The 26,672-nt window shown below is 61.1% G+C and carries 29 protein-coding genes; 15 read left to right on the top strand and 14 right to left on the bottom strand.

What is annotated here, in order from left to right; genetic code table 11:
* The first annotated feature begins 69 nt into the window (after positions 1–69).
* From ACMLHZ_RS14515 to ACMLHZ_RS14500, 4 genes are all read left to right on the top strand, one after another.
* Positions 70–783 (top strand): polyphosphate polymerase domain-containing protein, encoded by a 714-nt coding sequence (locus tag ACMLHZ_RS14515; RefSeq protein WP_418668383.1) that lies wholly within the window; start codon positions 70–72, stop codon positions 781–783.
* On the top strand, positions 773–1,447 hold the full coding sequence (locus ACMLHZ_RS14510; protein WP_418668382.1) for a DUF4956 domain-containing protein: 675 nt from the start codon (positions 773–775) through the stop codon (positions 1,445–1,447). Before ACMLHZ_RS14515 ends, ACMLHZ_RS14510 begins: the two co-directional genes overlap by 11 nt.
* Positions 1,448–1,557: 110 nt before the next feature.
* Entirely contained in the window at positions 1,558–1,842 is a 285-nt protein-coding gene (locus ACMLHZ_RS14505) for a GNAT family N-acetyltransferase (RefSeq protein WP_418668381.1), read from the top strand.
* 159 nt (positions 1,843–2,001) lie between these two features.
* Complete coding sequence (locus tag ACMLHZ_RS14500) at positions 2,002–2,766, top strand: GNAT family N-acetyltransferase (protein ID WP_418668380.1); 765 nt, start codon at positions 2,002–2,004, stop codon at positions 2,764–2,766.
* A 112-nt stretch (positions 2,767–2,878) separates the two neighbouring features.
* On the opposite strand, the gene ACMLHZ_RS14495 is transcribed toward ACMLHZ_RS14500, so the two are convergent.
* The 3 genes from ACMLHZ_RS14495 to ACMLHZ_RS14485 form a co-directional block, all read right to left on the bottom strand.
* Positions 2,879–3,325: a MarR family winged helix-turn-helix transcriptional regulator gene (locus ACMLHZ_RS14495; protein WP_418668379.1), complete on the bottom strand. Its 447-nt coding sequence runs from the start codon at positions 3,323–3,325 to the stop codon at positions 2,879–2,881.
* A 16-nt stretch (positions 3,326–3,341) separates the two neighbouring features.
* The gene (locus ACMLHZ_RS14490; RefSeq protein WP_418668378.1) at positions 3,342–5,189 is read right to left on the bottom strand and encodes an alpha/beta hydrolase; all 1,848 of its coding nucleotides are present in this window, start codon (positions 5,187–5,189) and stop codon (positions 3,342–3,344) included.
* A 236-nt stretch (positions 5,190–5,425) separates the two neighbouring features.
* Entirely contained in the window at positions 5,426–6,625 is a 1,200-nt protein-coding gene (locus tag ACMLHZ_RS14485; RefSeq protein ID WP_418668377.1) for an acetate/propionate family kinase, read from the bottom strand.
* Between the two features lie 127 nt (positions 6,626–6,752).
* Here ACMLHZ_RS14485 and ACMLHZ_RS14480 point away from each other — a divergent pair, with 127 nt between their 5' ends.
* From ACMLHZ_RS14480 to ACMLHZ_RS14460, 5 genes are all read left to right on the top strand, one after another.
* Entirely contained in the window at positions 6,753–7,931 is a 1,179-nt protein-coding gene (locus ACMLHZ_RS14480) for a nucleotidyltransferase family protein (protein WP_418668376.1), read from the top strand.
* A gap of 324 nt (positions 7,932–8,255) precedes the next feature.
* On the top strand, positions 8,256–10,040 hold the full coding sequence (locus ACMLHZ_RS14475; RefSeq protein WP_418668375.1) for a phosphoenolpyruvate carboxykinase (GTP): 1,785 nt from the start codon (positions 8,256–8,258) through the stop codon (positions 10,038–10,040).
* A gap of 195 nt (positions 10,041–10,235) precedes the next feature.
* On the top strand, positions 10,236–10,553 hold the full coding sequence (locus tag ACMLHZ_RS14470; protein WP_418668374.1) for a PadR family transcriptional regulator: 318 nt from the start codon (positions 10,236–10,238) through the stop codon (positions 10,551–10,553).
* The gene (locus tag ACMLHZ_RS14465; RefSeq protein WP_418668373.1) at positions 10,550–11,092 is read left to right on the top strand and encodes a DUF2812 domain-containing protein; all 543 of its coding nucleotides are present in this window, start codon (positions 10,550–10,552) and stop codon (positions 11,090–11,092) included. Before ACMLHZ_RS14470 ends, ACMLHZ_RS14465 begins: the two co-directional genes overlap by 4 nt.
* A 115-nt stretch (positions 11,093–11,207) precedes the next feature.
* Positions 11,208–11,906: a YoaK family protein gene (locus ACMLHZ_RS14460; protein WP_418668372.1), complete on the top strand. Its 699-nt coding sequence runs from the start codon at positions 11,208–11,210 to the stop codon at positions 11,904–11,906.
* 90 nt (positions 11,907–11,996) lie between these two features.
* On the opposite strand, the gene ACMLHZ_RS14455 is transcribed toward ACMLHZ_RS14460, so the two are convergent.
* Positions 11,997–12,761, bottom strand: a complete 765-nt coding sequence (locus tag ACMLHZ_RS14455; protein ID WP_418668371.1) for a MerR family transcriptional regulator — start codon at positions 12,759–12,761, stop codon at positions 11,997–11,999.
* 179 nt (positions 12,762–12,940) lie between these two features.
* On the opposite strand from ACMLHZ_RS14455, the gene ACMLHZ_RS14450 reads away from it, so the two are divergent.
* Entirely contained in the window at positions 12,941–13,420 is a 480-nt protein-coding gene (locus ACMLHZ_RS14450; protein ID WP_418668370.1) for an MGMT family protein, read from the top strand.
* A gap of 131 nt (positions 13,421–13,551) precedes the next feature.
* Here the strand turns inward: ACMLHZ_RS14450 and ACMLHZ_RS14445 are convergent, their stop codons facing one another.
* The 4 genes from ACMLHZ_RS14445 to ACMLHZ_RS14430 all read right to left on the bottom strand — a co-directional run bounded on the left by ACMLHZ_RS14445 (position 13,552) and on the right by ACMLHZ_RS14430 (position 15,999).
* Positions 13,552–14,283 (bottom strand): ABC transporter permease, encoded by a 732-nt coding sequence (locus ACMLHZ_RS14445; RefSeq protein WP_418668369.1) that lies wholly within the window; start codon positions 14,281–14,283, stop codon positions 13,552–13,554.
* The gene (locus ACMLHZ_RS14440; protein ID WP_418668368.1) at positions 14,280–15,011 is read right to left on the bottom strand and encodes an ABC transporter ATP-binding protein; all 732 of its coding nucleotides are present in this window, start codon (positions 15,009–15,011) and stop codon (positions 14,280–14,282) included. Before ACMLHZ_RS14440 ends, ACMLHZ_RS14445 begins: the two co-directional genes overlap by 4 nt.
* Before the next feature lies 1 nt (position 15,012).
* Positions 15,013–15,576 carry a TetR/AcrR family transcriptional regulator gene (locus tag ACMLHZ_RS14435; protein ID WP_418668367.1) on the bottom strand — a complete coding sequence of 188 codons (564 nt, stop codon included), beginning with the start codon at positions 15,574–15,576 and terminating at the stop codon, positions 15,013–15,015.
* Between the two features lie 174 nt (positions 15,577–15,750).
* Complete coding sequence (locus ACMLHZ_RS14430) at positions 15,751–15,999, bottom strand: AbrB/MazE/SpoVT family DNA-binding domain-containing protein (protein ID WP_418668366.1); 249 nt, start codon at positions 15,997–15,999, stop codon at positions 15,751–15,753.
* A 147-nt stretch (positions 16,000–16,146) separates the two neighbouring features.
* Between ACMLHZ_RS14430 and ACMLHZ_RS14425 the strand changes: the two genes are divergently transcribed.
* Positions 16,147–16,392: a helix-turn-helix domain-containing protein gene (locus ACMLHZ_RS14425; RefSeq protein ID WP_418668365.1), complete on the top strand. Its 246-nt coding sequence runs from the start codon at positions 16,147–16,149 to the stop codon at positions 16,390–16,392.
* Positions 16,393–16,538: 146 nt separating this feature from the next.
* On the opposite strand, the gene ACMLHZ_RS14420 is transcribed toward ACMLHZ_RS14425, so the two are convergent.
* The 5 genes from ACMLHZ_RS14420 to tsaE all read right to left on the bottom strand — a co-directional run bounded on the left by ACMLHZ_RS14420 (position 16,539) and on the right by tsaE (position 19,946).
* Positions 16,539–17,624 (bottom strand): hypothetical protein, encoded by a 1,086-nt coding sequence (locus ACMLHZ_RS14420; protein WP_418668364.1) that lies wholly within the window; start codon positions 17,622–17,624, stop codon positions 16,539–16,541.
* Between the two features lie 37 nt (positions 17,625–17,661).
* Positions 17,662–18,294 carry a uracil phosphoribosyltransferase gene (gene upp, locus ACMLHZ_RS14415; protein ID WP_418668363.1) on the bottom strand — a complete coding sequence of 211 codons (633 nt, stop codon included), beginning with the start codon at positions 18,292–18,294 and terminating at the stop codon, positions 17,662–17,664.
* 76 nt (positions 18,295–18,370) lie between these two features.
* Positions 18,371–18,817: a ribose 5-phosphate isomerase B gene (gene rpiB, locus ACMLHZ_RS14410; protein WP_418668362.1), complete on the bottom strand. Its 447-nt coding sequence runs from the start codon at positions 18,815–18,817 to the stop codon at positions 18,371–18,373.
* Positions 18,814–19,524: a tRNA (adenosine(37)-N6)-threonylcarbamoyltransferase complex dimerization subunit type 1 TsaB gene (gene tsaB, locus ACMLHZ_RS14405; protein WP_418668361.1), complete on the bottom strand. Its 711-nt coding sequence runs from the start codon at positions 19,522–19,524 to the stop codon at positions 18,814–18,816. Before tsaB ends, rpiB begins: the two co-directional genes overlap by 4 nt.
* The gene (tsaE, locus tag ACMLHZ_RS14400) at positions 19,521–19,946 is read right to left on the bottom strand and encodes a tRNA (adenosine(37)-N6)-threonylcarbamoyltransferase complex ATPase subunit type 1 TsaE (protein ID WP_418668360.1); all 426 of its coding nucleotides are present in this window, start codon (positions 19,944–19,946) and stop codon (positions 19,521–19,523) included. Before tsaE ends, tsaB begins: the two co-directional genes overlap by 4 nt.
* Before the next feature lie 254 nt (positions 19,947–20,200).
* On the opposite strand from tsaE, the gene ACMLHZ_RS14395 reads away from it, so the two are divergent.
* Positions 20,201–21,385 (top strand): FtsW/RodA/SpoVE family cell cycle protein, encoded by a 1,185-nt coding sequence (locus ACMLHZ_RS14395; RefSeq protein ID WP_418668359.1) that lies wholly within the window; start codon positions 20,201–20,203, stop codon positions 21,383–21,385.
* A gap of 84 nt (positions 21,386–21,469) precedes the next feature.
* Here the strand turns inward: ACMLHZ_RS14395 and ACMLHZ_RS14390 are convergent, their stop codons facing one another.
* Complete coding sequence (locus ACMLHZ_RS14390) at positions 21,470–21,958, bottom strand: L-2-amino-thiazoline-4-carboxylic acid hydrolase (protein ID WP_418668358.1); 489 nt, start codon at positions 21,956–21,958, stop codon at positions 21,470–21,472.
* A gap of 194 nt (positions 21,959–22,152) precedes the next feature.
* Here ACMLHZ_RS14390 and ACMLHZ_RS14385 point away from each other — a divergent pair, with 194 nt between their 5' ends.
* From ACMLHZ_RS14385 to ACMLHZ_RS14375, 3 genes are all read left to right on the top strand, one after another.
* Positions 22,153–22,488 (top strand): hypothetical protein, encoded by a 336-nt coding sequence (locus ACMLHZ_RS14385; RefSeq protein WP_177563645.1) that lies wholly within the window; start codon positions 22,153–22,155, stop codon positions 22,486–22,488.
* Between the two features lie 241 nt (positions 22,489–22,729).
* Positions 22,730–24,337, top strand: a complete 1,608-nt coding sequence (locus tag ACMLHZ_RS14380) for an FAD-dependent oxidoreductase (RefSeq protein ID WP_418668357.1) — start codon at positions 22,730–22,732, stop codon at positions 24,335–24,337.
* 256 nt (positions 24,338–24,593) lie between these two features.
* The coding region (locus ACMLHZ_RS14375; protein ID WP_418668356.1) for an AAA family ATPase at positions 24,594–26,672 on the top strand (2,079 nt) is incomplete at its 3' end.

Here is a 26,672-nt window from a genome sequence, read left to right as displayed (position 1 = left end):
TGGAGGACCGGCTGGCGTATCTGGATGAGTATATGGCGAACTACACCCCGCCGGATCGGAGCGCGTTTAATGTATTACCGCAATGAGTGGAAATATCTTGTGACCGGCGGCGAGCTGGCGGTGCTGGGCGCCCGGCTGAAGGTTCTGCTGCCGCTGGACAAGCACCAGACCGGGGCGGCCTATGCGATCCGCAGCCTGTACTTTGATGATTTTCAGAACAGCTGCCTGCGGGAGAACGAGGCCGGCGTGGACGACCGGCGCAAGTTCCGGCTGCGGCTGTACAATGCAGATCCCGGCCGCGTTCAGCTGGAAGTGAAGGAAAAGCTGCACGGCCGCACACACAAAGCCTCCTGCCTGCTGACGCGGGAGGAATGTGAGGAAATCCTGGCGGGGCGGCCGCCCGCGGTGGGCGCCGATACCCCGGCACCCAAAAACCTTTTGAGCCTGGGCATGCGCACCGCGGGCCTTGCGCCCAAGGTGATCGTGGAATACGAGCGCACCGCCTTTGTGGGCAGGGTGGGAAATGTGCGTATCACCTTTGACCGGAACATTGCCGCCAGCAATGCGGTGAGCGCGTTTTTACAGCCCCGTGCGCCCCTGACGCCGGTGCTGCCCGCGGGGCAGCATGTGCTGGAAGTGAAGTTCGACGAGCTGCTGCCCGACCCGGTGGCCCAGGTGCTGGAGCTGGGAAGTTTGCAGCAGACGGCGTTTTCCAAATACTATCTCAGCCGGCTGGCCCTGCCCGGGCCCCTGGCGGAAAGGGCAAAGGAATATGAGTTTTAGAGATGTGATTAAAAAGAGCGTGCTGGAGGGCTTTGTGCAGAGCGATATCGGCACCGTGGCGGTGCTGGTGACCCTGGGCATCACCACCCTGCTGGCGCTGTATATCTATTATATCTACCGGCTTTCCAGCCGCAGCGCGTTTTACAGCCGGGATTTCAACAAGACCCTGGCCCTGATGCCAGTGGTTACGGCGGCGATTGTGCTGGCCATGCAGAGCAGTATTGTGATCAGCCTGGGCATGGTGGGCGCTTTGTCGATTGTGCGCTTCCGCAACGCGGTGAAGGATCCCATGGATCTGTTGTTCCTGTTCTGGAGCATCAGCGTGGGCATTGTGTGCGGCGCGCGCCTGTACGAGATCGCGATCATTGCCAGCGCGGTGGTGACGGCCCTGTTGTTCCTGCTGGACCTTGTGCCCGCGGCAAAACCGCCGTACTTATTGGTGCTGAACAGCACCGACAAGGAGCTTGAACCGGCGCTGGCCGAACTGCTGCGCGCCCATGCCAGGGCCAGCCGGGTGAAGAGCCGCAACCTGACGGCCCAGGGGCTGGACCTGATCGTGGAGCTGCGCACCGACAACGGCGCGGCTTTGGTGAGCGCCTGCGCTGCGCTGCCGGGGGTGGAGAGCGTGAACCTGCTGGCCCACGACGGCGAGGTGCGGTACTGACCAACTTTTTCACAGAGAAAGAGCTGAAATTCGAAGCGGGCCCCGGCGGTGAGCCGGGGCCCGCTTTTGCGGCATACTAAACGGAGAAACAGAAAGAGGGGATGAGAAGGATGCCGTTTGTGATAAAGGAGGAACGCGCCGAATACTGGCAGGAAGGAACATTGCTGGCGGAGGTGACCTTTCCGCCGCTGCGGCCGGGGGTGGTGAACATCGACCATGTGTTTGTGGACCCCGCGCTGCGGGGCAAGGGGGTGGCGGGCCAGCTGCTGGAACAGGTGTGCGCCGCGCTGCGCACCACCGGCCGCAGGGCGGTGGTGACCTGCAGCTATGCCCGCCGCTGGTTTGGCCAGCACGCCGAGGCGCGGGACGTATTGACCGCAGGCCGGAAAGGATAAAGCGGGGGCGGCCGCCGAGAGACGGGAGAATGCGCTTGGCCCGGCAGGCCCGCGCACGGCAGGATTTGTGCCGGCTCTGCTGCAGAACAGGACACCCCCCTGTCTGGTTACGGGTGTTATGATAAGGAAAAGCAAACCGGACGAAAGGGGAACGAGCGAATGGAGATCATTGCAGTGGGGCCGGAAAACCTGGAGCGGGAGCATATCTGCTGCGCCATCACGGAAAAAAAGGGGGAGCGCTGCGCCGCGGGAAAAAAGGACTGGATGCGGGAGCGCTTTGCCGAAGGGCTGAGGTTTAAAAAGCTTGATGTGCGGGGGAAGGTGTTCATTGAGTACCTGCCCGCCGAGGCGGCCTGGTGCCCCATCGACGCGCCGGGCTATATGCACATCGATTGTTTTTGGGTGTCGGGCCAATTTAAAGGCCAGGGCTGGGCAAACCGGCTGCTGGAGGAATGCGTGCGCGACGCAAGGGCTGAGGGTATGCGGGGGCTCACCGTGCTCGCAGCGGACAAAAAACGGCCGTTCCTATCGGAACCCGGGTACCTGCGGCACAAGGGGTTCCAGCTTGCGGATACGGCCGCGCCTTTTTATGAGCTGCTGTATCTTCCGTTTGAACAGAACGCGCCCATTCCCCGGTTCAAGGACTGTGCCCGGCGGGGCGAGATCCCGGAACAGGGGCTCGTGCTGTATTATTCAAACCAGTGCCCCCATGCGGAAAAGTATGCGCTGCTGGCCCGGGAGACCGCCCGGGCGCGGGGGATGGAGCTGGAGCTGCGCCGGTTTGAGCGCACCGAAGACGCGCAGAGCGCGCCGGCCCCGTTTACGGCGTACAGCCTTTTTTGGAACGGAAAGTTTGTGACGAACGAGATCCTGTCCCCGGCAAAGGTGGAGGCGCTGGCAGCGCGCTGCCTGGGCGAGGGGTGAAAAAGCATCCACAAAAAGCAGCGCTCCCTGCCGTGCCAGGAAAGGCCGGCAGGGAGCGCTGTTCTTTGTGTTGTGCCGGGACCCCGGCATGACCTTTGCGGCGAAAGGAAGCTCACGCCTGCGAGGCGTTGATGAGCCGCAGCACCCGGAGGCTGGCCCCCAGCGCCTCGGGCGGGAGGACGCGCAGTTCGGCGAAGACGGCGTCGAACAGGGCTTCCCGGATAAAGCTGCTGTAGGCGGCGTAAAGCCCGCGGCCCTTTTCAGTGAGCGACAGCCGGTATTCACGGCCGCTGGCCGCCGGGCGCCGCTTCTCCACCAGGCCCTGCGCGCAGAGCTGCGCCACGATCTTGCTGAACGCCCCCCGGGTGACCCCCAGGCGCTCGGCCAGGCGGGTCATGGGCTGATTCAAATCCTCGTTTTCCAGGATATATTCCAGCACCTGGATCGAGGCGGCGCTGACCGGCAGGCCCTGCCAGGTAAAGCCGGGGCGGCGGTAGCGGCGGGCGTAGCGGTTGGCGGCTTTGATGTATTCCTCCACAAGGGGGCGGTAGGGGCCCATCCATTCCAGCTTCATCTCAGTAGGGATAGGTAAAAGAGGTGCCGGCCACCGTGACCATGGTCACGACCAGCGCGTTCAGGATGCCCCCCAAATAAATGCTGCCGGTCCGCCGGTACAGTTTAACGCCGGTGGCCGCCGCAATGGCCAGAATGGGCACAAAGGGGAATACCAGAATGGGGAACAGCGCGCCGCCGGAGGCCAAGGGCCCGCTGAGAAAGGTGCCGAAGAAGGTCTTGCCGTTGATGAAGAGCGGCAGGTATTGCAGAGCGATGAACAGCACCGGGCCCAAGATGTTCCACCCGGCGCTCACCAGGATCTGGCGGCGCTCGCTCCAGCCCGAGAAGCGGCTGCGGCTGACCGCAAGACTGTTGGCAAGATAAAATACCAGGAAGAGGGGCAGATACTTCAGCGCCACCCATACCTTGCCGGCAGAAAAGGTGCGCACGGCGAAGGTCCAGAGGCGGAAATCGGTCTGGAACAGCCAGTCGGCCGCGAATACGGTCAGGAACATGCCGGCCGTCACCGCCAGGGCCAGCAGCAGGGTCTTGCCCAGCTTTTGGGCGCTGAGGCGTGTGCCGCAGCCCTCGCTGTCGCGCACGAAGCGGGTGCCGCCCAGCCGCAGAAGCAAAAGGCTCACAAGGCCGCAGCCTACGCCCCACAGGCCGATGCCGGCGGTGGTGTCCTGCGGCCAGAAGGGGTTCACCAGCAGCAGGTAGCCCACGGCGATGAGCGGAAGAATAAGCACGCCCCCCAAAAGGCTGTTGGCGAGGGAGGTGCCGAGGTAACGGCCCTTGGCCGTGAGCTGCAGCTCGGGCGCGGGATCCGCTGCCCGCAGCCCGCCGAAAAAGCGGGTGGAGAGCAGCAGATCGGCCAAGGGGACCATGAGCAGGAAAAAGCCCGCAAGGCCCAAAGCGTTAAACAGCTCTTTGAGCCACCAAAGCTGGTTTGAAGCGGGCAGAGGCGTGGGCGCGCCCAGCGCCGCCTCAAAAAAGTCGATGGTGTGGGCGCAGGTGATGCGGGAGAAGTGGTTCCAGGGATGGATCTGCCAGGGCGACCAGAAGGTGATGCCATAGCCGGTGTCGGCGTTGGCATACCTCTGGCCCTCCACCAGGGCCCCCTGCACCGGATCCGTGCCCTGCTGCAGGGCCGCGAGCTGTTTGGTGATGGGGTTTTGGAAGATCTGCACCACCGAATCGTGCAGGGTCACAATGAAAAACTCATCGTACCGGCCGGCGATCACCCCCAACTCGGCGTGATAGGGCCCGGCCTCGGCAAGCCCGGCGGGCACGTTGCCGATGATGAGCGCGGCCGCCACCTTGTTTTGCGCGGCCGCATCTTCGGGCGCTGCGCCCGAGGCCAGCGCCTGCCGTTCCAGGCCGGTGTAGTAGGCTGCGGTGGCGTCCGCATAGCCGCCGCCCATGGAGTGGCCGGTAACGCCGATGCGCGAGGCATCGACAAAGTTCAGGGCGGCCAGGTACTCCACCGCGTCGGTCATGCCGCCGGTAGCCCGGCTGATCTCGCTGCCCCGACCCTCGGCGGCCACCGAGGAATCGCCGTGGCCGTAAGCGTTCATGGCAAACACCACATAGCCCCGGCGGCTGAGCTCCACATAGTTCAGATCCTGCATTTCGCGGGTGTTAAGGTAACCGTGGCTGGTGACAATGGCCGGAGCGGGGGTTGCCGCGGTGGCGTTTTTGGGCACCAGCAGATAGCCGGTCAGCCGGCCGGTGTCGGTTTCCAGGACAACGTCGGTGACTTGCACTGCGCCGAAGCTGCTCTGTATCAGCCCGGCCCCCAGCGCGCCCGCAAGGCAGAGCACCAGGGCGAGGCAAAACCAGAAAACGCTGCGCTTTTTTGCCTTCATGAGAAATTCCTCCTTTTTGATGATGGCTGCACAAATTGTTTCCAACGGAAACATTATCTGCTCTCAGCATACCACCTGCCCGGCGGCTTTTCCAGCGGCAAAAGGAACAAGAAATGGGGCGAAAGCCCAGCGTTTTTAACAAAGGGAAAAGAAAAAGCGCTTCGCGCTGCAGCAAAAAGCGCGGCGCCCCGGGGTGAGACCGGGGCGCCGCGCCGTGCGGAAGTTTTAAAAAAGGATCATTTGCCGGTGACCAGGCCCAGGGTGTCGCGGGCAATCATGAGCTCCTCGTTGGTGCAGACCATGAGCACCTTTACCCGGCCGCCCCCGGCGGTGAGGTCCAGGATGTCGGCGCCGCGCTGCCGGTTCTTTTCCTCGTCCAGCCGGATGCCCAGGAACTCCATGTTCCGGCACACCTCGCTGCGCACATAGGCGTCGTTCTCGCCGATGCCGCCGGTGAACACCACGCAATCAAGGCCCCCCATGGCCGCCGCATAAGCGCCCACGAATTTTTTGATCTGGTAGTTCAGCATGTCGCTGGCAAGCTTGGCGCGCTCGTTGCCGGCTGCTGCTGCAGCCTCCACGTCCCGCTTGTCGCTGGAAACGCCGGAAACGCCCAGCAGGCCGCACTGCTTATTCAGGTAATCGGCCATCTCCTGGCCGTGGATGCCCATTTTCTGCTCCATGTAAGTGACCACGCTGGGATCCACATCGCCGCAGCGGGTGCCCATCAGCACGCCGGCCAGCGGGGTCAGGCCCATGCTGGTATCCACGCATCTGCCGCCGTCGACAGCGGTGATGCTGCTGCCGTTGCCCAGGTGGCAGGTGACCATCTTCAGCTCGGAGGGGTCCTTGCCCAGGTACTGGGCGGCGGCCATGCTCACGTACCGGTGGCTGGTGCCGTGGGCGCCGTAGCGGCGGATGGCATATTTTTCGTACATCTCGTAGGGCACGCCGTACATATAGGCTTTGGGGGGCATGGTCTGGTGGAAGGTGGTGTCGAACACGACCACGTTGGGCAGGTCGCCAAATACCTTTTTGGCGCTGCGCAGGCCCTGCACGTGGGCGAGGTTGTGCACCGGGGCCAGGGGAGCGATCTCCTCGATCTTGTCGATGATGGCGTCGGTCACGATCTCGCTTTTGGTAAAGAACTCGGCGCCCTGCACGATGCGGTGGCCGATGGCGCCGATCTCGCTTTTGTCGCTGACCACGGCGCCCTCGCCGGTGGTCATCATGTCCACGACCTTCATGAAGGCCTCGGTGTGGGTGGGGAAGGGGGTCTCCTCGCTCCACTCGCTGCCCTTTGCCTTGTGGGTGATCCTGCTGCCCTCGATGCCGATGCGCTCGCACAGGCCCTTGCACAGCACGCTCTCGTCGGTCATGTCGATGAGCTGGTACTTCAGCGAAGAAGAACCGCAATTGATGACCAGGATTTTCATGTGTTTTTTCCTCCCAAAACTGTTTTAAAGGCACGGCGGACGGCTCCGCACCATGAGTTTTACAATGTCCAACGATTATTATATAATGGAACCACTTGGTTTTCAAGGCAAAAGGGGGCAAAAAAGCATGAAAGCTGCCGGTATCGTGGCAGAATACGACCCGTTCCACGCGGGGCATGCCTGGCAGATCGCCCGCGCCAGGGAATTGGGCGCGCAGGCCGTGGCGGTGTGCATGAGCGGGGATGTGACACAGCGGGGCGGCGCGGCCCTGCTGCCCCCGGCGGTGCGCGCCCGGGCGGCGCTGGCCGCGGGAGCGGATCTGGTGCTGGCGCTGCCGAACCCCTATGCCTGCCTTTCGGCGGAGGGCTTTGCCGCGGCGGGGGTGGCGCTGCTGAGCGCTGTGCCGGAGCTGGATACCCTGGTGTTCGGCGCGGAGACGCCGGACGCCGGCGCGCTGCTGGCCGCGGCCCGGGCGCTGCTGCGCCCCGGGTTCAGCGAGGCGCTGGCCGGCGCCCTGCGTGGGGGTCGGCCCTTTGCGGCGGCCCGCGCCGAGGCAGCCGAGGCGCTTTGCCCCGGCGCGGGGGCGCTGCTGGAGGGCCCAAACAATAACCTGGGGGTGGAATACTGCAAGGCGCTGCTGCGCCAGGGCAGCCGCCTTGCGCCACTGCCGCTGGCCCGTGTGGGGGCGGCCCACGGGCAGCCGGGGCCGGGGGAGGGCGGCTTTGCCAGCGCCAGCCACCTGCGGGCGCTATGGGAGGAGCGCGGCCCGGCGGCACTGGCGCCCTATGTGCCCGCCGCTGCGCTGGCGCTTTACAAAGAGGCGGCCGGCGCGGGGCTGGACCTGGACCGCCGGGCGTTTGAGGCGGCGGTGCTGAGCCGCCTGCGCGCCATGACGCCCGCCGGGCTTGCCAAAACAAGGGGGACCGGCGAGGGGCTGGAACACCTGCTGGCGGGCGCGGTGCGGCGCAGCAGCAGCCTGGAGGGGCTGTATGCGGCGATGAAGAGTAAGCGCTACGCCCACGCCCGGCTGCGGCGGTATGTGCTGGACGCGGCGCTGGGCTATACATCGGATCTGCCGCCCGTGCCCCCCTACCTGCAGGTGCTGGGGGCCAGTGAGCGGGGGCTGGAGCTGCTGCGGGGGGCTGCCCTGCCTGCCGACGCCTCGCTGGCGCGGCTGGAAAAAAAGAGCACGGCCTGCGCTGCTGTGGCGGCGGCCCACGCAGCGGCGGCGGATCTGGCGGCGCTGTGCCGCCGCGTGCCGCAGCCGTGCGGGCAGAGCTACACCCAAAAGCCGGCCCTGCCCTGAAGCGCGGGGCTGCCGCAAAGAAGATGGACAAAACGTGTGCCGCGCCGGGTAAAACAGACTGTGCAATTTTGGGCCTGCGGGTAAATTGCACAAGAGCGAAAGCCTGGATTTGACAGAATGGACAAGGGATTGGCAAAAAATAAACGATCCTGTGAACGAAACGTAAAACTTTTGCACTTTTGCTTTTTTTGAGTGCAAACAGATTGCCGTTTTTCAGCCAAAGAATTATAATGAATGCAAATGGCAAACTTTACAGCCGCCTGCCGAGGGGTGGGCAACGAAGGATTTTGCCCTTGGAATTTTGCGAGAGGAAAGGTGAAAGACATGACAAACAACAAGCATGTGTTGACCTGGCTGGACGAGATGGTCGCCCTGGTCAAACCCGACAAGGTGGTCTGGATCGACGGCAGCGAGGAGCAGCTGAAGGCCCTGCGGGACGAGGCGCTCTCGACCGGCGAGATGGAAGCGCTGAACCAGGAGGAACTGCCCGGCTGCCTGCTGCACCGCACCAAGAAAAACGACGTGGCCCGCGTGGAGGGCCGCACCTACATCTGCACCAAGAACCGGGACGACGCGGCGCCCATCAACAACTGGATGGAAACGAGCGAGATGAAGGCCAAGCTCACCCCCATGTACGATGGCGTGATGAAGGGCCGCACCATGTATGTGATTCCCTACTGCATGGGCCCCATCGGCAGCCCGTTCAGCAAGGTGGGCGTTGAGCTGACCGACAGCATCTATGTGGTGCTGAATATGGACATTATGACCCGCATGGGCCAGAAGGCCCTGGATCAGCTGGGCGATTCCAACGACTTTGTGCGCGGCCTGCACTCCAAAGCCGACGTGGACGAGGAGAACCGCTACATCGTGCAGTTCCCCGAAGAGAACACCATCTGGTCCATCAATTCGGCCTACGGCGGCAACGTGCTGCTGGGCAAAAAGTGCTTTGCGCTGCGCATTGCCAGCTACCAGGGCTTCAAGGAAGGCTGGATGGCCGAGCACATGCTGATCCTGGGCATCGAGGCCCCGAATGGCGAGACCAGCTACATCACCGCGGCGTTCCCCTCGGCCTGCGGCAAGACCAACCTGGCCATGCTCATCCCGCCGGAAGTGTATGCCCAGCAGGGCTACAAGGTGTGGACCGTGGGCGACGACATCGCCTGGATGCACATCGGTGAGGACGGCCGCCTGTACGCCATCAACCCGGAGGCCGGCTTCTTCGGCGTGGCGCCCGGCACCAACGAGAAGAGCAACTACAACGCCCTGGCCTCCACCAAGAAGAACACCATTTTCACCAACGTGGCCCACAACCTGGACAACAACACCGTGTGGTGGGAAGGCCTGGACAAAAACCCGCCCGTGAACGCGGTGGAGTGGACCGGCAACAAGGTGAACGGCCCCGAGTATATTGCCGGGGGCGGCAAGCTGGCGCATCCCAACAGCCGGTTTACCGCGCCTGCCGTGAACTGCCCCTGCCTGTCCAAGGAATTCGATAACCCGAACGGCGTGCCCGTGACCGCCATGGTCTTTGGCGGCCGCCGTGCCAAGACCGCGCCGCTGGTGTACCAGAGCTTTGACTGGAACCACGGCGTGTATGTGGGCAGCGCGATGGCCAGTGAGACCACCGCCGCCGCCACCGGCGCCGTGGGCGTGGTGCGCCGTGACCCCATGGCCATGCGGCCTTTCTGCGGCTACAACATGGGCGATTACTTCAGCCACTGGCTGGACATGGGCAAAAAGCTGGGCGACAAGGCCCCCAAGATCTTCAACGTGAACTGGTTCCGCACCGACGACGAAGGCCACTTTATCTGGCCGGGCTTCGGCGACAACATGCGCGTGCTGATGTGGATCCTGAACCGCTGCGAGGGCAAGGTGGATGCGGTGGAGACCGCCATCGGCTACCTGCCCAAGGCCGAGGACATTGACGTGACCGGCCTGGAGGGCGAGGGCGTGACTGTGGACACCGTGAAGGACCTGCTCACGGTGGACAGTGCTTTGTGGCTGGAAGACTGCAAGGGCGTGCAAGAGCTGTACGACCAGATCGGCGAGCGCGTTCCCGCCGAGCTGCGCAAGCAGCTGGCCGGCCTGGAAGCCCGCCTGGCAAAGTAAGCAAACTTTTAAGATCACTTATAAAACGCTCCCGGAAAAGCTTTTCCGGGAGCGTTTTTGTTGTGGGCGCGGTTACAGGCACTTTTTGGGAAGATGAAAAAAGGTTGACGGGTATATCGGGATCCGTTATAATATCCATATCGGAACACGTTATAACGTGTATGGATATAATGTGAAAGGAAAGAAGGCGGGCAAATGGAAAATTTTGCGCTCACCGAGGCGGTGTATTACATTTTGCTCTCGCTGGAAAAGCCCCTGCACGGCTACGGGATCATGCAGAACACCGAAAAGCTGAGCGGCGGCAGGCTGCACCTGGCGGCGGGAACGCTGTACGGCGCGCTTACCACCCTGCTGGAGCGGCACTGGATCGAGGCACTGGGCAGCGAGGCGAGCAGCCGCAAAAAGGAGTACAAGATCACACCCCTGGGGCGGCAGGCGGTGCGCACGGAGATGGAGCGGCTGCGGGAGCTGCTGCAAAACGGGGAAAGGATCACGAAAGGGTGGGAAAAATGACCAGAACGGTCCACAAATTGTTTTGGGTATGGGAGTATGACAAGGAGGAGGCGTGGCTGAACAAAATGGCGGCCATGGGCCTTGCGATGACCGGGGTGGGTCTGGGGCGTTACTCGTTTCAGGAGGGAACGCCCGGTGAATATATCTACCGCCTGCAGCTTTTGCAAAACCGGCCGGGCCATACCGAGAGCGTGCAGTACCTGCGCTTTTTGGAAGAGACGGGGGCGGAGCACGTGGCCAGCGCGAATCGCTGGGTGTACCTGCGCAAAAAGGCGGCGGACGGCCCCTTTGAGCTGTTTTCGGACCTGGACTCGCAGATCGGGCTGCTGCGGCCGGTCCGAACCCTGCTTTTGGCCCTTACCGTGATCGCCCTTGTGTGGTGCGTGTGGAATTTATGGTTCGGTCTTGCCATGCACATGCCGATGAATGTGGGCTGCGGGGCCTTTATGCTGGTGATCTCGGCGCTGCTGGGATACGGCTTTGTGCGGGTGGAGAGAAAAATGCGGCGGCTCAGAAAGGAAAAACGCATCCGCGAATAACGCTGCCAAAGACACGCAAAGGGGCGCTTGCCTTGCAAAATACCCGACGAGCGTGTAAACTAGAAGGCGGAAAAAGTGCGGCGCACCGCACGTGTTTGCGAGGGGAGAGGGAAGGATGAAGGAAACGCAGCGCGCCACCGTGCAGACCAGCGAAGCGCTGCGGGTGGGGCTGGTGCTGGCGGCGGCGGGCGGATACCTGGATGCCTATACCTACCTGTGCAGGGGGCATGTGTTCGCCAATGCAGAGACCGGCAACATGGTGCTGCTGGGGGTGAACCTGGCGGCGGGGCAGTGGGCTGCCGCGCTGAAATACCTGCCGCCCATCCTGGCGTTTTTTGCCGGGGTGCTGGTGGCGGAGCAGATGCGCAGCCGCGGAAAGGCGCGGCCGGAAAAGAGCCGGCTGCACTGGCGGCAGAAAGCGCTGCTGGGGGAGCTGGGCCTGCTGGTGGCGGCCGCCTTTGCGCCGCTGGGGGGCGGCTGGGATATGGCAGTGAATGTGGGAGTTTCGTTTGTGTGCGCCTTGCAGGTGGAAAGCTTTCGCCGGGTGCACGGCCAGGCATACGCCACCACCATGTGCACAGGCAACCTGCGCAGCGGAACCGAGCTGCTCTACCGCTATTTTTGCCAAAGAGACCCAGAGCTGCTGCACCGCAGCCTGCGGTATTACGGGGTGATCGCGGCTTTTATTGCCGGTGCGGCCGCCAGCGCGCTGCTGGCGCCGCCGCTGGGGCAGTGGTCGGTGCTGGTGGCCTGCGGCGGCCTTGCGCTGGCGCTGGGGATGCTGTTTTGGGAAGAGGTGGAGACAAGACCCTGAACGGGCACAAAAAGCGGGAAGACCGGGTGTGCGAGAAACGGGAAATAATACGCGGAGGGGCCGGTGCAGCTTGCACCGGCCCCTCGCACGTTATTCGGCCTTGACCCAGTGGTGCACGGCCTTGTTCAAAAATTCGGCGCAGCCGGGGCACTCGCCGTCGTAATAGGCGGTGAAGCGCTCGTCGGCCAGGTACATATCGGCTACGCCCAGGTGCATGGCGGGCTGGTATTTGTGCCAGCTCATGCGCAGCCACTCGGCGTGCAGGGCCGCCACGGCCCGGCCGGCCTCGCCGGCGGGGTCCGCCCCCGCGGCGACGGCCTGCCGGAGCGATTGCAGGATATTCTCTTCCAGCTCTTTAAAATGCCGGTATTCCGCCTCGGTCATGTTCAAAAGCGTTTGGTTTGCGGAATCCGCCGCCGGCTCGCCGTATTTGGCCCGGACCTCGGCGCCGTATTGGGCCTCATTTTGCGCCACCAGGTTCTGCTTAAAGGCGGCAAATTTTTGTTCGTCGCTCATTTCGATCTCCCCTTTCATGGATGCGATGGTGTTGTTCACGGTGCGGATCAGAGCGTCCAGCCCGTCCCGCTGGGCGGTGAGGCGGGCCAGATGTTCCTGCAGGGCGGCCAGCCGGTCGAACCCGGGCTGGTAGACCAGCGCCCGGACCGCCTCCAGCTCAAAGCCCCGCTGCCGGTAAAAAAGGATCTGCTGCAGCAGGTCCACCTGCGCGGGACCGTAATAGCGGTAGCCGTTTTCCCCCACCCGGGCGGGGGGCAACAGGCCGATCTGGTCGTAATAGCGCAGGGTGCGCGCGCTCACCCCCGCCAGGGCCGCCAATTGCCGGATGCCGTATTCCACAGTGCCTGCCTCCTTTCCGCAAGATTTATGATACAGGTTGACGCAGCGTCAATGTCAAGCTTTTTTTTGAACTATTTTTGGCGGATCCCAAAATAGTTCAAAAAAAGCAAGGATTTTTAAAACCGCCTCATTGCATGAAGGCCCCGGGGAGGGTATGCTGTTAAGAGGAGGTGACCGATATGGCAGGCGAAGAAAAAAAGGATTTTAACGCGATGCTTCACAGAGATGCGGGAATGCCCAAAATACAGATCGTGACCGACCGGGCCACGATTGAGAAGTACGGCGGGGAGAAGATGTTCTTCGCGCCGCCCCTGGCCTACGATGAGATCATGAAAAAGGTGCCGCGCGGAAAGGTTTTGACGGTGGGGGCGATCCGGGCCTTTTTGGCCGAACGCGGCGGCGCGCATTTTACCGACCCGATCACGGCGGGGATCTTTGTGTCGATCGCGGCCTGGGCGAGCGAGCAGCGGGCCGCGGACCGAACGCCTTATTGGCGAACGCTGAAGGCAGGCGGCGAGCTGAACCCCAAATACCCGGGCGGGGCAGAAGCCCAAAAAGAAAAACTGGAGGCCGAGGGGCACACCGTTGTGCAAAGGGGCAGAAAGAACCTGAGGTATTATGTGCAGGGCTATGAAAAAGCCCTGTTCGAGCTGGGCTGAAAGCCGGGCAACGGCAGCAAAAAGAGCCGGTCACCATGCGTGTAATTCTCATGGGGGATCGGCTCCGCGTTTTTGCGCCTGGCCCTTTTGCTGCGTTTATACCGCCCCCTTCGCGGTATTGGCGGTTTGCCCTATTGCTTTTTCATCTGCCGTAAAAACAGAAAAACAGCACCCATAACGGCAACAGCCGTGTAACCGAGTACCCACCAAAGGTGGGGCAGGATATTTGAATAATCGGCATTAAAGACAGCCCGTTCCAATTCGACAGCATGAATGTAAGGCAAAGCATTTGCAATTTTTTCAAAAGCACCGCCTACAAGATCCACATCAAACCAAATGCCCGACAGCCAGGCAGACAAATTGGTAAGCAATGCGCCGCAGATACCGCCGACTTGTTTGGAATTTAAAACACTTCCAAAGATAAGCCCTAAAGCAATGTAAAATAATGCCACGGGAATCATAACCAGGACTGCATACAAAGCTGTGATTTTTAGTTCCAAACCAAGCAGGGCCGCGGCAATATAGCAAATGGTTCCCTGTGCTGCCGCCATTGGTAAAAGCGGGAGGGTGTAACCGAAAATAAAATCTGCTGCAGTAAGCGGGGTAGTATAGAGCCTTTGCAGCAATGCACTTTCCCTGTCTTTTGAAATGAGAACAGCAGCAAACAAAGTCATAAAAGATAAGCCAAATACCGTTACGCCGGGCGTTAGATGAGCAAGCTCGAAGATCGGCACAGGGATATTGGACTGAATGGCAGTCAGCAGCCCAATCAGAACAAGAGGAAATCCCAAACCAAAAAACAGATTCAGCGGGTCGCGCAGGATCTCTTTCGCTGTTCTGCCTGAAAATGCAAGCAATCTCATTCTTCTTTGCCCCCCTTTACGATTGCAACAAAAGCGTCCTCGAATTTTTCTTTTCCTGCTTTTGCTTTTATTTCGTCTGCTGTGCCCAGGGCAAGGAGCTTGCCGGCTTTCATAATGCCGATACGGCCGGCAAGAGCTTCGGCTTCTTCCATATAATGCGTTGTCAAAACGATGGTTATCTTTCCCTTTAATGCACGAATGGTATCCCACAGATCGCTTCTTGCGAGGACGTCGAGCCCTAAGGTGGGCTCGTCGAGAAAAAGTACCTGCGGCTCACTGATCAGAGCCATTGCAATGCTTAATCTGCGCTGCCAGCCGCCCGATAATTTCCCCGCTTTTTTGCCCAGAATATCGGTTAAATCAAATTGTTCCGAGAGCTCTTTGATTTTAGATTGCCTTTTTTCCTTTGAAAAATCGTGGACGCCGCACATCAGCTCAAGATTTTCCTTTACACTTAAATTGGGGGCGACAGCGGTTTCCTGCGGAGATACGCCAATGATATTTTTCACCGCACCGGCCTTGGAAAGGATGCTGTTCCCGTTCACAAAAGCATTGCCGCTATCCGGCTTTGTGAGGCAGGTGAGCATTTTTATCGCAGTTGTTTTTCCTGCCCCGTTTACGCCAAGCAGGGCAAACAATTCGCCCTGTGAAATGCAAAGGTCAAGTTTGTTTACGGCTGTGAGGCCTTTGTATTTTTTTGTAAGCCCTTCTGTTTTAATTGCATGCATTTTATTTTCCCCCTGTATAACGGTACTTCAACCCCCAATAAGCGTCGGTAAGAGCTTTGTCGATAAATTCAATATCCCATTCAAGGTAATTTGTCGCGATCATTGTTGCAATGCCGTGAACATAAAGCCATGATTCCATGTGAAAAAGAAAAGCTTCATCTTCACAAATGCCCAGGTTTTTCATGATAATGTTTAATATCGGACGAATTTCTTCACGGTTTTCTTCTATCTTTTCGCCGGTCCTGTCACGCATAAAAAGCAGCTTGAACAGTTCCTTTTCTTCCATTGCAAACTGAATATACGCTATGCCGCTTGCTTTATAAGGCGGGTATTTGCTGGTTGCCATGCCTTTTTGGATATGGGACTGATACAGCATATTTGCGGCGGCTATAACCTCGTTTTGTACTTCCTCCATGTTTTTGAACAGGCCAAAAATAGGTTTTGCTGAGGAGCCAAGCTCTGCCGCCAGCCCTCGTGCTGTTAATTCCGCAATTCCATTCTTTCTTGTAATATCCAAAGCGGCAGTTATGATTTGTTCTCTTGTGAACTTGAATTTAGGCGGCATTTTTCTCTCTCCGTTTTAAAAAAACTATTGTTGCGCAACTTATGTTTCTTATTGTACCGCCAAAACCATTGCGTGTCAATGGCTTTTAAAGAAATCCAATGTAGATTTATTCATCGATAAAAAAGAGAGTGTAACCCTTTTGAGTTACACTCTCTTTTCATCTTGCCTATTGCCCTATTTTAATTCTTTAATGCAGGCATCACAAAGATAGCAGCCTGGCTTGAGTTCTTTCAACCCCTCTGTTGCTCCGCATTTCAGGCACATCTTGGTTGCTTTCTTTAAGATAATGTGCCCGTTATCCCTGTCGACCAGGATTTCAACGCTGTCTTTTTCATCTATATCAAAAGCTCGCCTTGTCTCAATCGGAAGTACCACCCGCCCCAGATCGTCCACTTTTCTGGTGATGCCTGTTGATTTGACCATTGTTTATCTCTCCTATTCCCATACTGTATTTTATCCACCCAAAACGGACAAAATTTTTATGATTCTGATCTTTAACATAATCATACATTTTTCCTGTGCTAAAGTCAAGAAAAATGAGTGCCTTTAACACACGGGATGGGTGATGCAGTGAAAATCTATAGCTATAATGGCCGCAAGAATATATCTGGCGACCGTATCAGAGAAGCCAGGCAAAAATTGAAAATGTCTCAAGCCGACCTTGCGGCTCAAATGCAAGTTGAGGGTATCACTATTGAACGCGATAGCATTAGCAGAATTGAGATAGGCACAAGGTTTATTCCAGATTATGAATTGCCTGTGTTTTCCAAAGTATTAAAAGTTTCAGTTGAATGGATTTTAGGAATGAAAAATTAAAGAGTGTCTATGTTTTAAATGACATAGACACTCTTTTATATTACTGATTTGTTTGTTTAGCTGATTGCAAGAGCACCCCAAGAGGAACCTGTTGCTGTGCCATTGTAATAGGAGTGCCGCGGCTCTGCGGCCCCCTTTTGTGCGGGTCAAGTTTTGCCGTCCGGCTTCCAGCCGGGTTTTGCAGGCGGCTTTTTTGCCGCGGCCGCGGCCTTTAATTCGTCCAGCTTTTGCTGCTGGCGGGCCTGCTCCTGGGCCAGCTTGCGGGCCCGCTCGGCCAGCTTTTGCTGGGCGGCCGCCTGCAGCTGCCGCAGCTTTTCCTCCTGTGCCTTTTGCTGCTGGGCGGCCCGCTGGGCGGCAGTGAGACGCTGGGGCCGGGGCCGCTCGGGCTCGGCGGGCGGTGCTTGCCCGGGTTTTTTGGGAGGGATATCCGGCCCGGATTTTACCCAGGGCGACGGCTCGGGGGAGGCGGCGCCGGAGGGGGCCGGGGACTTTGGCGGGGCGCTGGGCTGCGCGGGCTGGGGGCTGGGGGCCGGAGCCCGCGCAGGGACAGGGGATTGGGCTGCCACAGCGCCGGGTTCACAGGCGGGCGCCGGCTGCGGGCTGTGGCCGGCCCGGGCGCGCCTGGGGGCCGCCTGTTTTTCCGGCGGCCCGGCATGGCTGCCGGCGGCCTTGTTGGAGGCCGGTGCTGCCGCGGGCCGGGATTCGGGTTCGGGGATGGCCTCGGGCGCGCTTGCCGGCCCGGCCTGTGGAGCGCTTGCCGGCTCAGCCGGCTGGGGCGCCGCTTCGCCCGCGGGAGCCGCGGGCCCGGAGGGACTTGCAGCCGGCCCGGCGGGCTCTGGGGCAGGCGCCGCAGCCGGGGCGGGCTGTGCGGCGGGCTCGGCAAAGGCTGCCTGCTGCTCGGGGAACGGCCCGGTTTCCTGGTCCAGCGCGGCGGCCCCTGCCAGGGCCTCGAGCGCCGCGCCGGAGGGCTCGCCGCTTTTCTTTTTGGGTTTTGCCGGCCGCTGCTGACGGGGCCGGGCTTTTTTTGGCGGCCTTGCGGCCGGGCGCAGGGTTTCGAACGCCTCGGCCAGAAAAGCGAGCCAGATGGCCGCGAACAGAGCGACGATGCACCAGAAGGTGATCTGATTTATTTTGTCGTCAAAGAAGGAGTAGCGCTGGAATACCATCAGCGCAAAACCGGCGCCCGCTGTGAGCACCAGGCTGATGAACAGGCTTTTGGCGAGATGCCGCACGGGTCGTGCCCCCTTTCGCTGCCAGTGAGGCGGATTTTTACTTGGTGCCGAAGATGCGGTCGCCCGCGTCGCCAAGGCCCGGCACGATATAGCCGTTCTCATTCAGGTGATCGTCCAGCGCGGCCACGTAGATGTCCACATCGGGATGCATCTCGTGCAGCTTTGCCAGGCCTTCCGGCGCGGCGATGATGCCCAGGAATTTGATGCTGCGGGCGCCGCGCTTTTTGATCTGGGTGATGGCGTCGCAGGCGCTGCCGCCGGTGGCCAGCATGGGGTCCAGCACCAGCACGTCGCGCTCGGCGATGTCGGCGGGGAGCTTGCAGTAATATTCCACAGGGTCAAGAGTGGTTTCGTCCCGGTAAAGGCCGATGTGGCCCACCTTGGCGGCGGGAAGCAGGGTGAGCATGCCGTCCACCATGCCGAGGCCAGCGCGCAGGATGGGCACCAGGGCCAGCTTGCGGCCCGCCAGCACGCGGGCTTTGGCAACGGCGATGGGGGTTTCCACCTCCGCTTCCTCGGTTGGCAGGTCGCGGGTGGCCTCGTAGCAAAGCAGCATTGCGATCTCGCTTACCAGCTCTTTGAATTCCTTGGTGCCGGTGTTCTTGTCGCGCAGGTGGCTGACCTTGTGCTGTACCAGTGGGTGATCCAGGATCATGGGATTCTTGCTCATTCTAACCGCTCCTAACTCTTCAACTTTTTTGCAGGGGTCCTAAAAAACGCACGGGGGTGCGTCCGTCGGCAGAAATTCAGGTGCCCTCCAGGGCCATGAGTTTATCCACCCGGCGCTGGTGCCGCCCGCCCTCAAAGGGGGTGTTCAGGAACAGATCCGCCAGGTAGATGCCGAGGCCCGGCCCCACCACGCGCCCGCCCATGCACAGGGCGTTTGCGTCGTTGTGGCGGCGGGTATATTCGGCGCTGAAGGCGTCGGAGCAGCAGCAGGCACGGATGCCCCGGATCTTGTTGGCGCTCATGGAGATGCCCACGCCGGTGCCGCAGAAAAGCAGCGCCTTGCCGCATTCGCCGGCCACTACGGCGCGGCAGGCGGCCTGGGCCATGTCCGGGTAATCGCAGGGCTCGCCGGTGTAGCTGCCAAAGTCCCGGTAGGGGACGCCGGTTTCTTCCAGGTGCAGGCGCACCGCTTCTTTGAGTTCAAAACCGCCGTGGTCGGCGGCCAGGGCAACGGGGGGTGTCATAGAGGGCCTCCTTTTGATTTTTCACGCTCAGCGCGCTCGCGCTCGGCCTGGCTGAGCCGGTGGTAGCTGGGCACAAGGGCCGCGGGCAAAACGCACTGGCCGGCGGCGTGCATGCGCGCGGCGGCAAGGCACACGCCGAGCCCCCGCACATGGCCCAGTGCCGGGGGTGGAGCCTGCACGCCGGGAATTTGACCGTATTCATTATAGCATAGCTTGGCCCCGTCACCAACAAAAAACAGAGGCTTTTTGCAATTTTTGATAAACGCCGCAAGGCTTGTTACGGGGGCCGCAGCGTCCGGCGCAAGGCGCGCGTGGCCGGGGGCCAGATCGAACGCCGCCCAGTAGACCTGGCCGCGGCGCGCGTCCAAGGCCGTGAGGACCGTGCCCTCGCCGCCGGGGCAGCCGTGCGCCAGCGCCTCCAGGGTGGAGACCGGCGCGCACAGCGCGCCGGTGGGGAACGCCATGCCCTTTACCGCCGCCAGGCCGATGCGCAGCCCGGTAAAGCTGCCCGGACCGCTGCACACCCCCCACACGTCCACATCAGCCGGGCCGAGACCGGCCGAGCGCAAGGCACCGTCCACCAGGCCCATCAGGGTTTCGCTGTGGGTGAGGCCGGTGTTGAGAAAGGATTCGCAGACGAGCTGCCCCTCCTGCAGGAGGGCGGCCGACACGGTGCGGCCCGCGGTGTCGAGACCGAAGATCGTCATAGCTGCACCCCCTCGATGGTGATTTGGCGCGTTTGCCCGGACAAGGGCCGGAGATCCACGGTGACCGGGTGCTCCGCCGCCAAAAGGGCGGCAAAATTTTCGCTCCACTCGGCGGCGACCACCGCGCCCTCGTCCAGATAGTCGTAAAGGCCGGCGGCCAGAAGGTCCTCCTCGCTGGAGAGGCGGTACAAATCGAAATGGGCCAGGGGCCGGGGGCCCCTGTAGTAGTTTACAATGGCAAAGGTGGGGCTGGACACCGGGTCGGTGCAGCCAAGGCCCGCGGCCAGGCCCTCGGTGAAAGCGGTTTTGCCCGCGCCGAGGCCCCCGGTGAAGCACACCAGCGTGCCGGGCGGCAGCGCGGCCGCGAGCCTGCGGCCCAGGGCCACCGTTTCGGCCCGGCTGTGGGTGATGAAAACCGCCATGGACACGGCACCTCCTTTTTTATTTGAAATGCAAGGGAAAAAGGCTGGGGCCGGGCCCCGGCGCGCCAAACGGGCGGACCGCCTGCGCAATTATTACAATTATACCCCCGCTGCGACAAAAGTTCAACCGCACCGGGGCCCGGCATGCAAAAACCGGAAGAGGAGAAAACAGAGGGGATTTGCGCAAAAAAGTTGCCAGCGGGAGGCAACTGGGATATAATAAATAAAATCTGAAAGGGAAAGGGGGGCGTGCTGTGTTCAAGATCATCAGGCAGTACATCAAGGCAACCGACAAGCTGTATCTGTGCCTGTGTGTGTGCTGCTCGGTGCTGAGCGTTGTGACCCTCGTTTCGCTGGGCATGGAGAACGGCGGGTTTGCGGTGGACGCCTTTGACGGAAGCGTTACCGGCCTGGGTGCTTACCGGAACGCGTTCGTGCAGGCCGCGGCCAGCCTGCTGGGGCTGGTGTGCGCCATTGTTCTTTCCTGCATTGATTACCGCGCCCTGGTAAAGATCTGGCCGGTGCACGTGATCCTCTCGTGGGGAATGGTGCTTGTGACCCTGACCCATTTGAAGTTGGGGCCGGTGACCCTGGGCTATGCCCCCAGCAACACCGACAACTTCAGCTGGATCCGGATGGGCCCGTTGAGTTTGCAGCCCACCGAGCTTGCAAAGATCAGTTTTATTTTGACCTTTGCCATGCACCTTGACAATGTGCGGGAGCGCATCAACGAGCCCAAAACGCTGGCAAAGCTGCTGCTGCACATCCTGGCGGCGGTGGCGGTGGTGCACGTGCAGGGCGACGACGGCACCGCCATTGTGTTCGCCACCATCGGCTGCATGATGCTGTTTGCGGCGGGGCTTGCGTGGAAGTATATTTTGTCGGCCATTGCCCTGGGGGTGACGGGCCTTTCGGTGATCCTGACGTTTTTCCCGGACAAGGTGTTCAAGGGCTACCAATTCGACCGCATCATGGTGCTGTTCGACCCCACCTACGATCTGGACCTGGCACGCCAGCAGCTGGGGGGGAAAACGGCCATTGGGTCGGGGCAGATCTTTGGCCGGGGATTTTTTACGGGCGACCACTACACCGTGATCAACGCCCAGGACGATTTTATTTTCAGCTACCTGGCCGAGTGCGTGGGCTTTGTGGGATGTGTGATTGTGCTGGCGATCCTGTTCACGATTGCGATACGCACCCTGACCACCGGGCTGCGCAGCGAGGACCACATTGGGACCTACATCTGCGTGGGCGTGTTTGCGGCCATCAGCTGGCAGATCATCATCAACCTGGGCATGAACCTCTCGGTGCTGCCGGTGATCGGCGTGACCCTGCCCTTTTTCTCGGCGGGCGGGACCAGCGCGCTGATGATGTATTTGAGCGTGGGCATTGTGACCAGCGTGTTTATGCACAACAAGAAAAAGCTGTTCAGCGATTGAACGCACAGGGCACATAAAAGCGCCCGGCAGGGAAAAGATCCCCGCCGGGCGCTTGCTGTTTGCAGCCGCGGAACCAGGCGCCGCTTACCGGTGGTAGCGCAGCGCGCAGATCTCGTCGCCCCGGGCGATGGCCTTGGGCAGGTCGAGGGTGCAGCCATAGCTCTCGCCGATGCCGCGGTCGCCGCACATGGCAATGTCGCACAGCCTGGCGATCTGCTCGTCGGTACAGCCGGCCTTCTGCCAGGCCTTGACCAGCGGGCAGTAATGAAAGTCGATGTCGAGATGGTCGTCGTCGCAGCGTTTGATATCCATTTCGAACACCAGCTGAGCCGCCTTGCTGAACAGGGTCCTGCGCAGCCCGATGAGGCTGGGGGTGCCGCCCTTTTTTACCAGGCCGGCGCCCTGGGAGAGCCCGCAGCGCTTGATGGCGGCGGGGGCGAACTGCTCGGCGGGAAGGCCTGCCTTTTCCGCCTCGTCGCACAGAAGATACAGCCAGAGCGCCCGGTGCTCCAGCAGCTCGCGGATGGCGGCGAGCAGCGCGGCCTTGTGCCGGGGTTCGTTGTGGATGCTCATGGGGAAAACCTCCTTTTGGCCCGCAGAAGGCGGGCGCTTTTTATGCTTTGTGCTTTCATTGTAGCATGTTTTGGCAAAACGGAGCGGAAAACCAAAAAAGTTTTTTTGCTTTTTTTTGCAGGTTTGTGAAATAATTCTATGGCGGCAATCGTCTAATAAGTACAAACGCCGATTCAAAAGAGGAGGGGAAACAAATGCGGTGGATGTGGATCATGATGGGATTGTTGGCGGGCGCCGCTGCGCTCACTTTGCTGGGGGCGTGGAGCCGGAAGGTTCGCCGCACCTCCAAGGGAGAGGTGAGCCTGATGGCCGCCGTGAAGCGGGTGAGCCTGACGGGTGAGGCCGGCCCGGCGGTGTGTTTTGTTTCCCGCGGGCAGGAGCTGAGCTTTGCCGTGCCCCGTGAGATCGCGCGGCAGCTGCGGCCCGGGCAGCGCGGTGTGCTGACCTTCAGCGGGCGCGAGTTTGTATATTTTGTGCCCAAGGAAGAGCTGTTCCCCCAGGAAGAGGGCGGCCTGCCGCAGGTATCCTGAAATCAATCCATAACAAAGGGGCCACGCCGAAAGGCGCGGCCCCTTTGTTATGGGCGGCCTGGCGGGAGCCGCCCGGAGGAAACGGGGTGAGGGGGAAGCGCGCCGGAAAAGACTATCAGCAATGATAGGTTGCATTGCGTGTGCGCCGTTTTATAATGGAGCATAAGAGTTGAGACCGGATTGCTGCAGCAAAGCAAAAAAAGGCGGCCCGGCCCCCGCGGCGGCCGCAGGGAGGTTTATGATGAACAAAACGATCTACGAGGGAGAGGCATGGCTGGGCGCGCCGCCCGAAATCGGCGAGAGCCAAATTGAGAAAACGCTGGAAGCCGACGTGGTGGTGGTGGGCGCTGGCCTTGCGGGCGTGGCTGCGGCGCGGGCCGCGGCCGAGCTGGGCAGCACGGTGATCCTGCTGGAAAAATGCGGAACGCCCCAGGCCCGCTCGGGCGATTTTGCGGTGATGGACAGCCGCGTGGCCGAGGTGTGGGGCCGGCGCGAGGTGGACAAGGTGCAGATCGTGAACGATCTGATGCGGGATATGGCGTACAAGGTGAGCCAGAGCATTCTGCGGCGCTGGGCGGACGAGGCGGGAGAGGCCTTTGACTGGTACCTGGAGGGGTACCCCGGCATTCCGGTGATGAGGACCACGGCCTCGGTGCCGCCCCAGGGCGCGGAGTGCTGGCTGCAGCCCCGCCGCTGCCCGAGCCCCGAAACCTTTGAAAACAACACCGAGCGGTTCCGGTGCTACCAGACCACCGCCTGGGTGCGCCCCACCCATATTCCGGTGTTCCGGGGGAACCTGCGCCTGGCCATGGAAACGGGGCGGGTGCAGTGCCTGTGCGACGCGCCGGTGGTAAAGCTTCTGCGCGGCGCGGACGGCCGCGTGCAGGGCGCTGTGGCCGAGACCGGACCGGGGCGCTACCTGCGGGCGGCCGCGAAAAAGGGCGTGGTGCTGAGCACCGGCGATTACATGAGCAACGCCGCGATGCTGCGGCGGTTTTGCCCCGGCATGGCGGATACCCCCCAGCTGTGGCTGGGGCGGGATAAAAACCGCGTGCCCTGCAACACCGGCGACGGCCACCGCATGGGCATGTGGGTGGGCGCAAAATTGCAGGACAGCCCGCACGCCCCCTGCGCCCACCACATGGGAAGCGTGTTCGGCGCTTCGGGCTTTGTGCTGCTGAACACCCGCGGCCTGCGCTTTGTGAACGAGGACGCTCCCGGCCAGCAGATCGGCAGCCAGATTGAGAGCCTGCCGGACAAAACGGCCTGGCAGTTCGTGGACAGCGGCTGGCCCCGCCAGGTGAAGCGGGTGCACCCCAACCACGGTTCCGTATGTTTTTCGGTGACCGACGAGGAACTGGAGGACGGCACGCTGTTCAGCAAGCTTTCCACCATTGACAATTATATCTCGCCGGGGCTGGTGGAAAAGGCCGTGGCGGCGGGCAAGCTGCTGCGCGCCGACACACTGGAGGAGCTGGTGGAGCTCACCGGGCTGCCCAAGCAGCAGGCGCTGGCCAGCCTTGCGCGCTACAACGCGCTGTGCCGCGCCGGGCGCGACCTGGACTACGGCAAGCGGGCGCTGCGCCTGTTCCCGGTGGAGCAGGGCCCGTTTTACGCGGCAAAATTTGTGCCCGCCACGATGATCGCGGTGATGGGAGGGCTGGAGAGCGACGAGGAGGCCCGCTGCTACGACACGGAGGGCAAGGCGATCCCCGGCCTGTACGTGGCGGGCAATGTGCAGGGCAACCGCTTTTCGGTGGACTACCCGCTGACCGTGCCCGGGCTGAGCCATTCCATCGCGCTGACCTTTGGGCGCATTGCGGGGCGCAGCGCGGCGCTGCAGAAGTAGCCGCGGCGCCGCGGGCCGGGCAGGCGCAAGGGGGCCTGCGGGCCGGATTGAAAACACCACAGGACGGTGCGCTTTTTACAGGCCGCCGGGGCGGGGCAGGAGCCCCGCCCCGGCGGCCTGTTTGCGCGAAGGGGCAAGAATTGCCAAAAGGTGAAAACTTGAATAATGATTTGTGGAGCGGTATAATGAATTAATATGAAAAAAACCGCGTTTACAGCATGAAAATAGCGAAATTGCTGCAAAGGAGGGGCGCTTTTTGCCGGCGAAAATGAAACTGCTCAGCCGAAAACGGATCAATCAAAAGCTGGAAAACGTTTTTTCCTACCCGCTTTCCATCGTGCACGCGCCCATCGGTTATGGAAAAACAACGGCCGTGAGCCAATTTTTGAGCCAGTACCGGGAGCAGATCGACCTGGTGTGGGTTTCGCTGGCGGGCAGCGGCGGCTCGGTGGATTATTTGTGGGGCCATCTGCTGGAAAACATCAAGAGCGGCGAGCTGCGCCACACCCTGAAAAAGGCGGGCTACCCCTACGACGGGCTTAAGCGCGCCGAGCTGGTGGATCTTTTGATCGATTACGAATACAAGCGCCCCACCGTGCTGGTGCTGGACGACTTTCACGCCATCAACGACCCCAGCGTGTTCGCGCTGGTGAAGCTGGTGGTGCAGGAGCACATCAGGAACCTGCATATCCTGCTGATCACGCGCGATCTGTCCAAGCTGGACGCGGCGGGCCTGTACCAAAAGCAGCTCTGCTTTACCCTGACCGAAAAATCGCTGAAATTCAGCCGCGACGAGATACAGCGCTATTTCAGCGCGGCGGGCTGCGAGCTGGCCGACGAGGACGTGGAGAAGATCTACGGCTACACGGAAGGCTGGGTGTCGATGGTGTATGTGCTGCTGAAGGGGATGCAGCGCGGGCTGCCGCCGGGAAAAAGCGACACCATCAACGATATCATTGAGCAGAACCTTTACAACACGTTGAGCGAAAAAGCCCGGGAGATCCTGTGCAAGCTTTCGTTTTTGGAGACCTTTACCGTTTCCATGGCGCTGTATGTGCTGGACGACCCGGAGGCGGCCCATGTGCTGCAGGAGCTGATAAGGCAGAACACCTTTGTGGTGTACAATGAATTTGATAAAAGCTATAAGATCCGCAACCTGCTGCAGGAGTTTTTTACCCTGCGGGCCAAGTTTTTGAACATTGAATTCAAGCGGCTTTATAAGCGCGCCGGCGAGTGGCTGCTGCGCGAGCGCCAGTACGGCAGCGCGTTTGAGTACCTGTATCAGGCGGGGGAAGCGGAGGCCATTCTGGCGGAATTCAACCGGGAGAATACGCCGGACATCCAGTTTACCCAGTTCCGGCAGATCCACCGCATTTTTGACGGGCTCACCCAGGAGCAATGCCTGAAATACCCCATCGCGTATTTGCAGTACCTCCGCATCCGGGCCATGGGGGCCGAGCCGGGCGCGCCGGGCCGCTGCCGGGACGAGCTGGACCGGATGGAGCAGTATGTGCAGAGCTCGCGGCTGAACGAGGGCTATAAGAACTTTTTGCTGGGCGAGATCAACGTGGTGCGCACCTTCACCGCCTATAATGACCTGGAGGAGATGGTGCGCTACAACGAAAGGGCGGTGGAGCATTTTTCCGGCGGCTGCTCCTGCATTGTGACCAGGCGCAAGGAATTCACCTTTGGCTCGCCCCACCTGCTGTACAGCTATTACCGGGAAAAAGGGGCGCTGCGCCGCACCGCGGAGTATCTGGCCGGGCACAGCGAAAGCCTGACCGCGTCCATCGACGGCTGCGGCACGGGCTGCGATTCGGTGGCTTTGGCGGAATATGCGCTGGAGACCGGCGATTTTGACAGTGTGGAGCTGTATGCCTACAAGGCGATGTACAAGGCGAAGGCGGCGGGGCAGACCTGCCTTGCGATCTGCGCAAAGTTTGCGCTGGCCCGCCTGGAGATCCTGCGCGGGGCCGGCGAGCGGAGCCCGCAGCTGATGGAACCGCTGCGCCAGGAGGTGCTGCGGGAAAACAACCCCGTGCTGAACACGACCTTTGCGCTGTGCGACGCCTACCTGAACGCCTGCCTGGAGCGGAGCGCGGAGATCCCGGAATGGGTGCGCAGCGGCGAGACGGGCACGGCGAGCTTTCTGCGCCAGGGCAAGCCTTTCTACCACACGGTGCACGCGAAGGCGGTGATGCTGGGCGGCGACGCCATCCGGCTGGAGGCGGTGTGCGAGATGGCGCTGCGGGGGTTTGCGCCCTACCGCAACCAGCTGGGGCTTTTGCACAACGCGATCTACATGGCGGCGGCACAGAAACAGCTGCAGGGGCCG

The organism is Allofournierella sp., from assembly GCF_048388525.1.
Classification (GTDB): domain Bacteria; phylum Bacillota; class Clostridia; order Oscillospirales; family Ruminococcaceae; genus BQOK01.
This window is presented reverse-complemented; position numbering and strand designations above follow the sequence as displayed.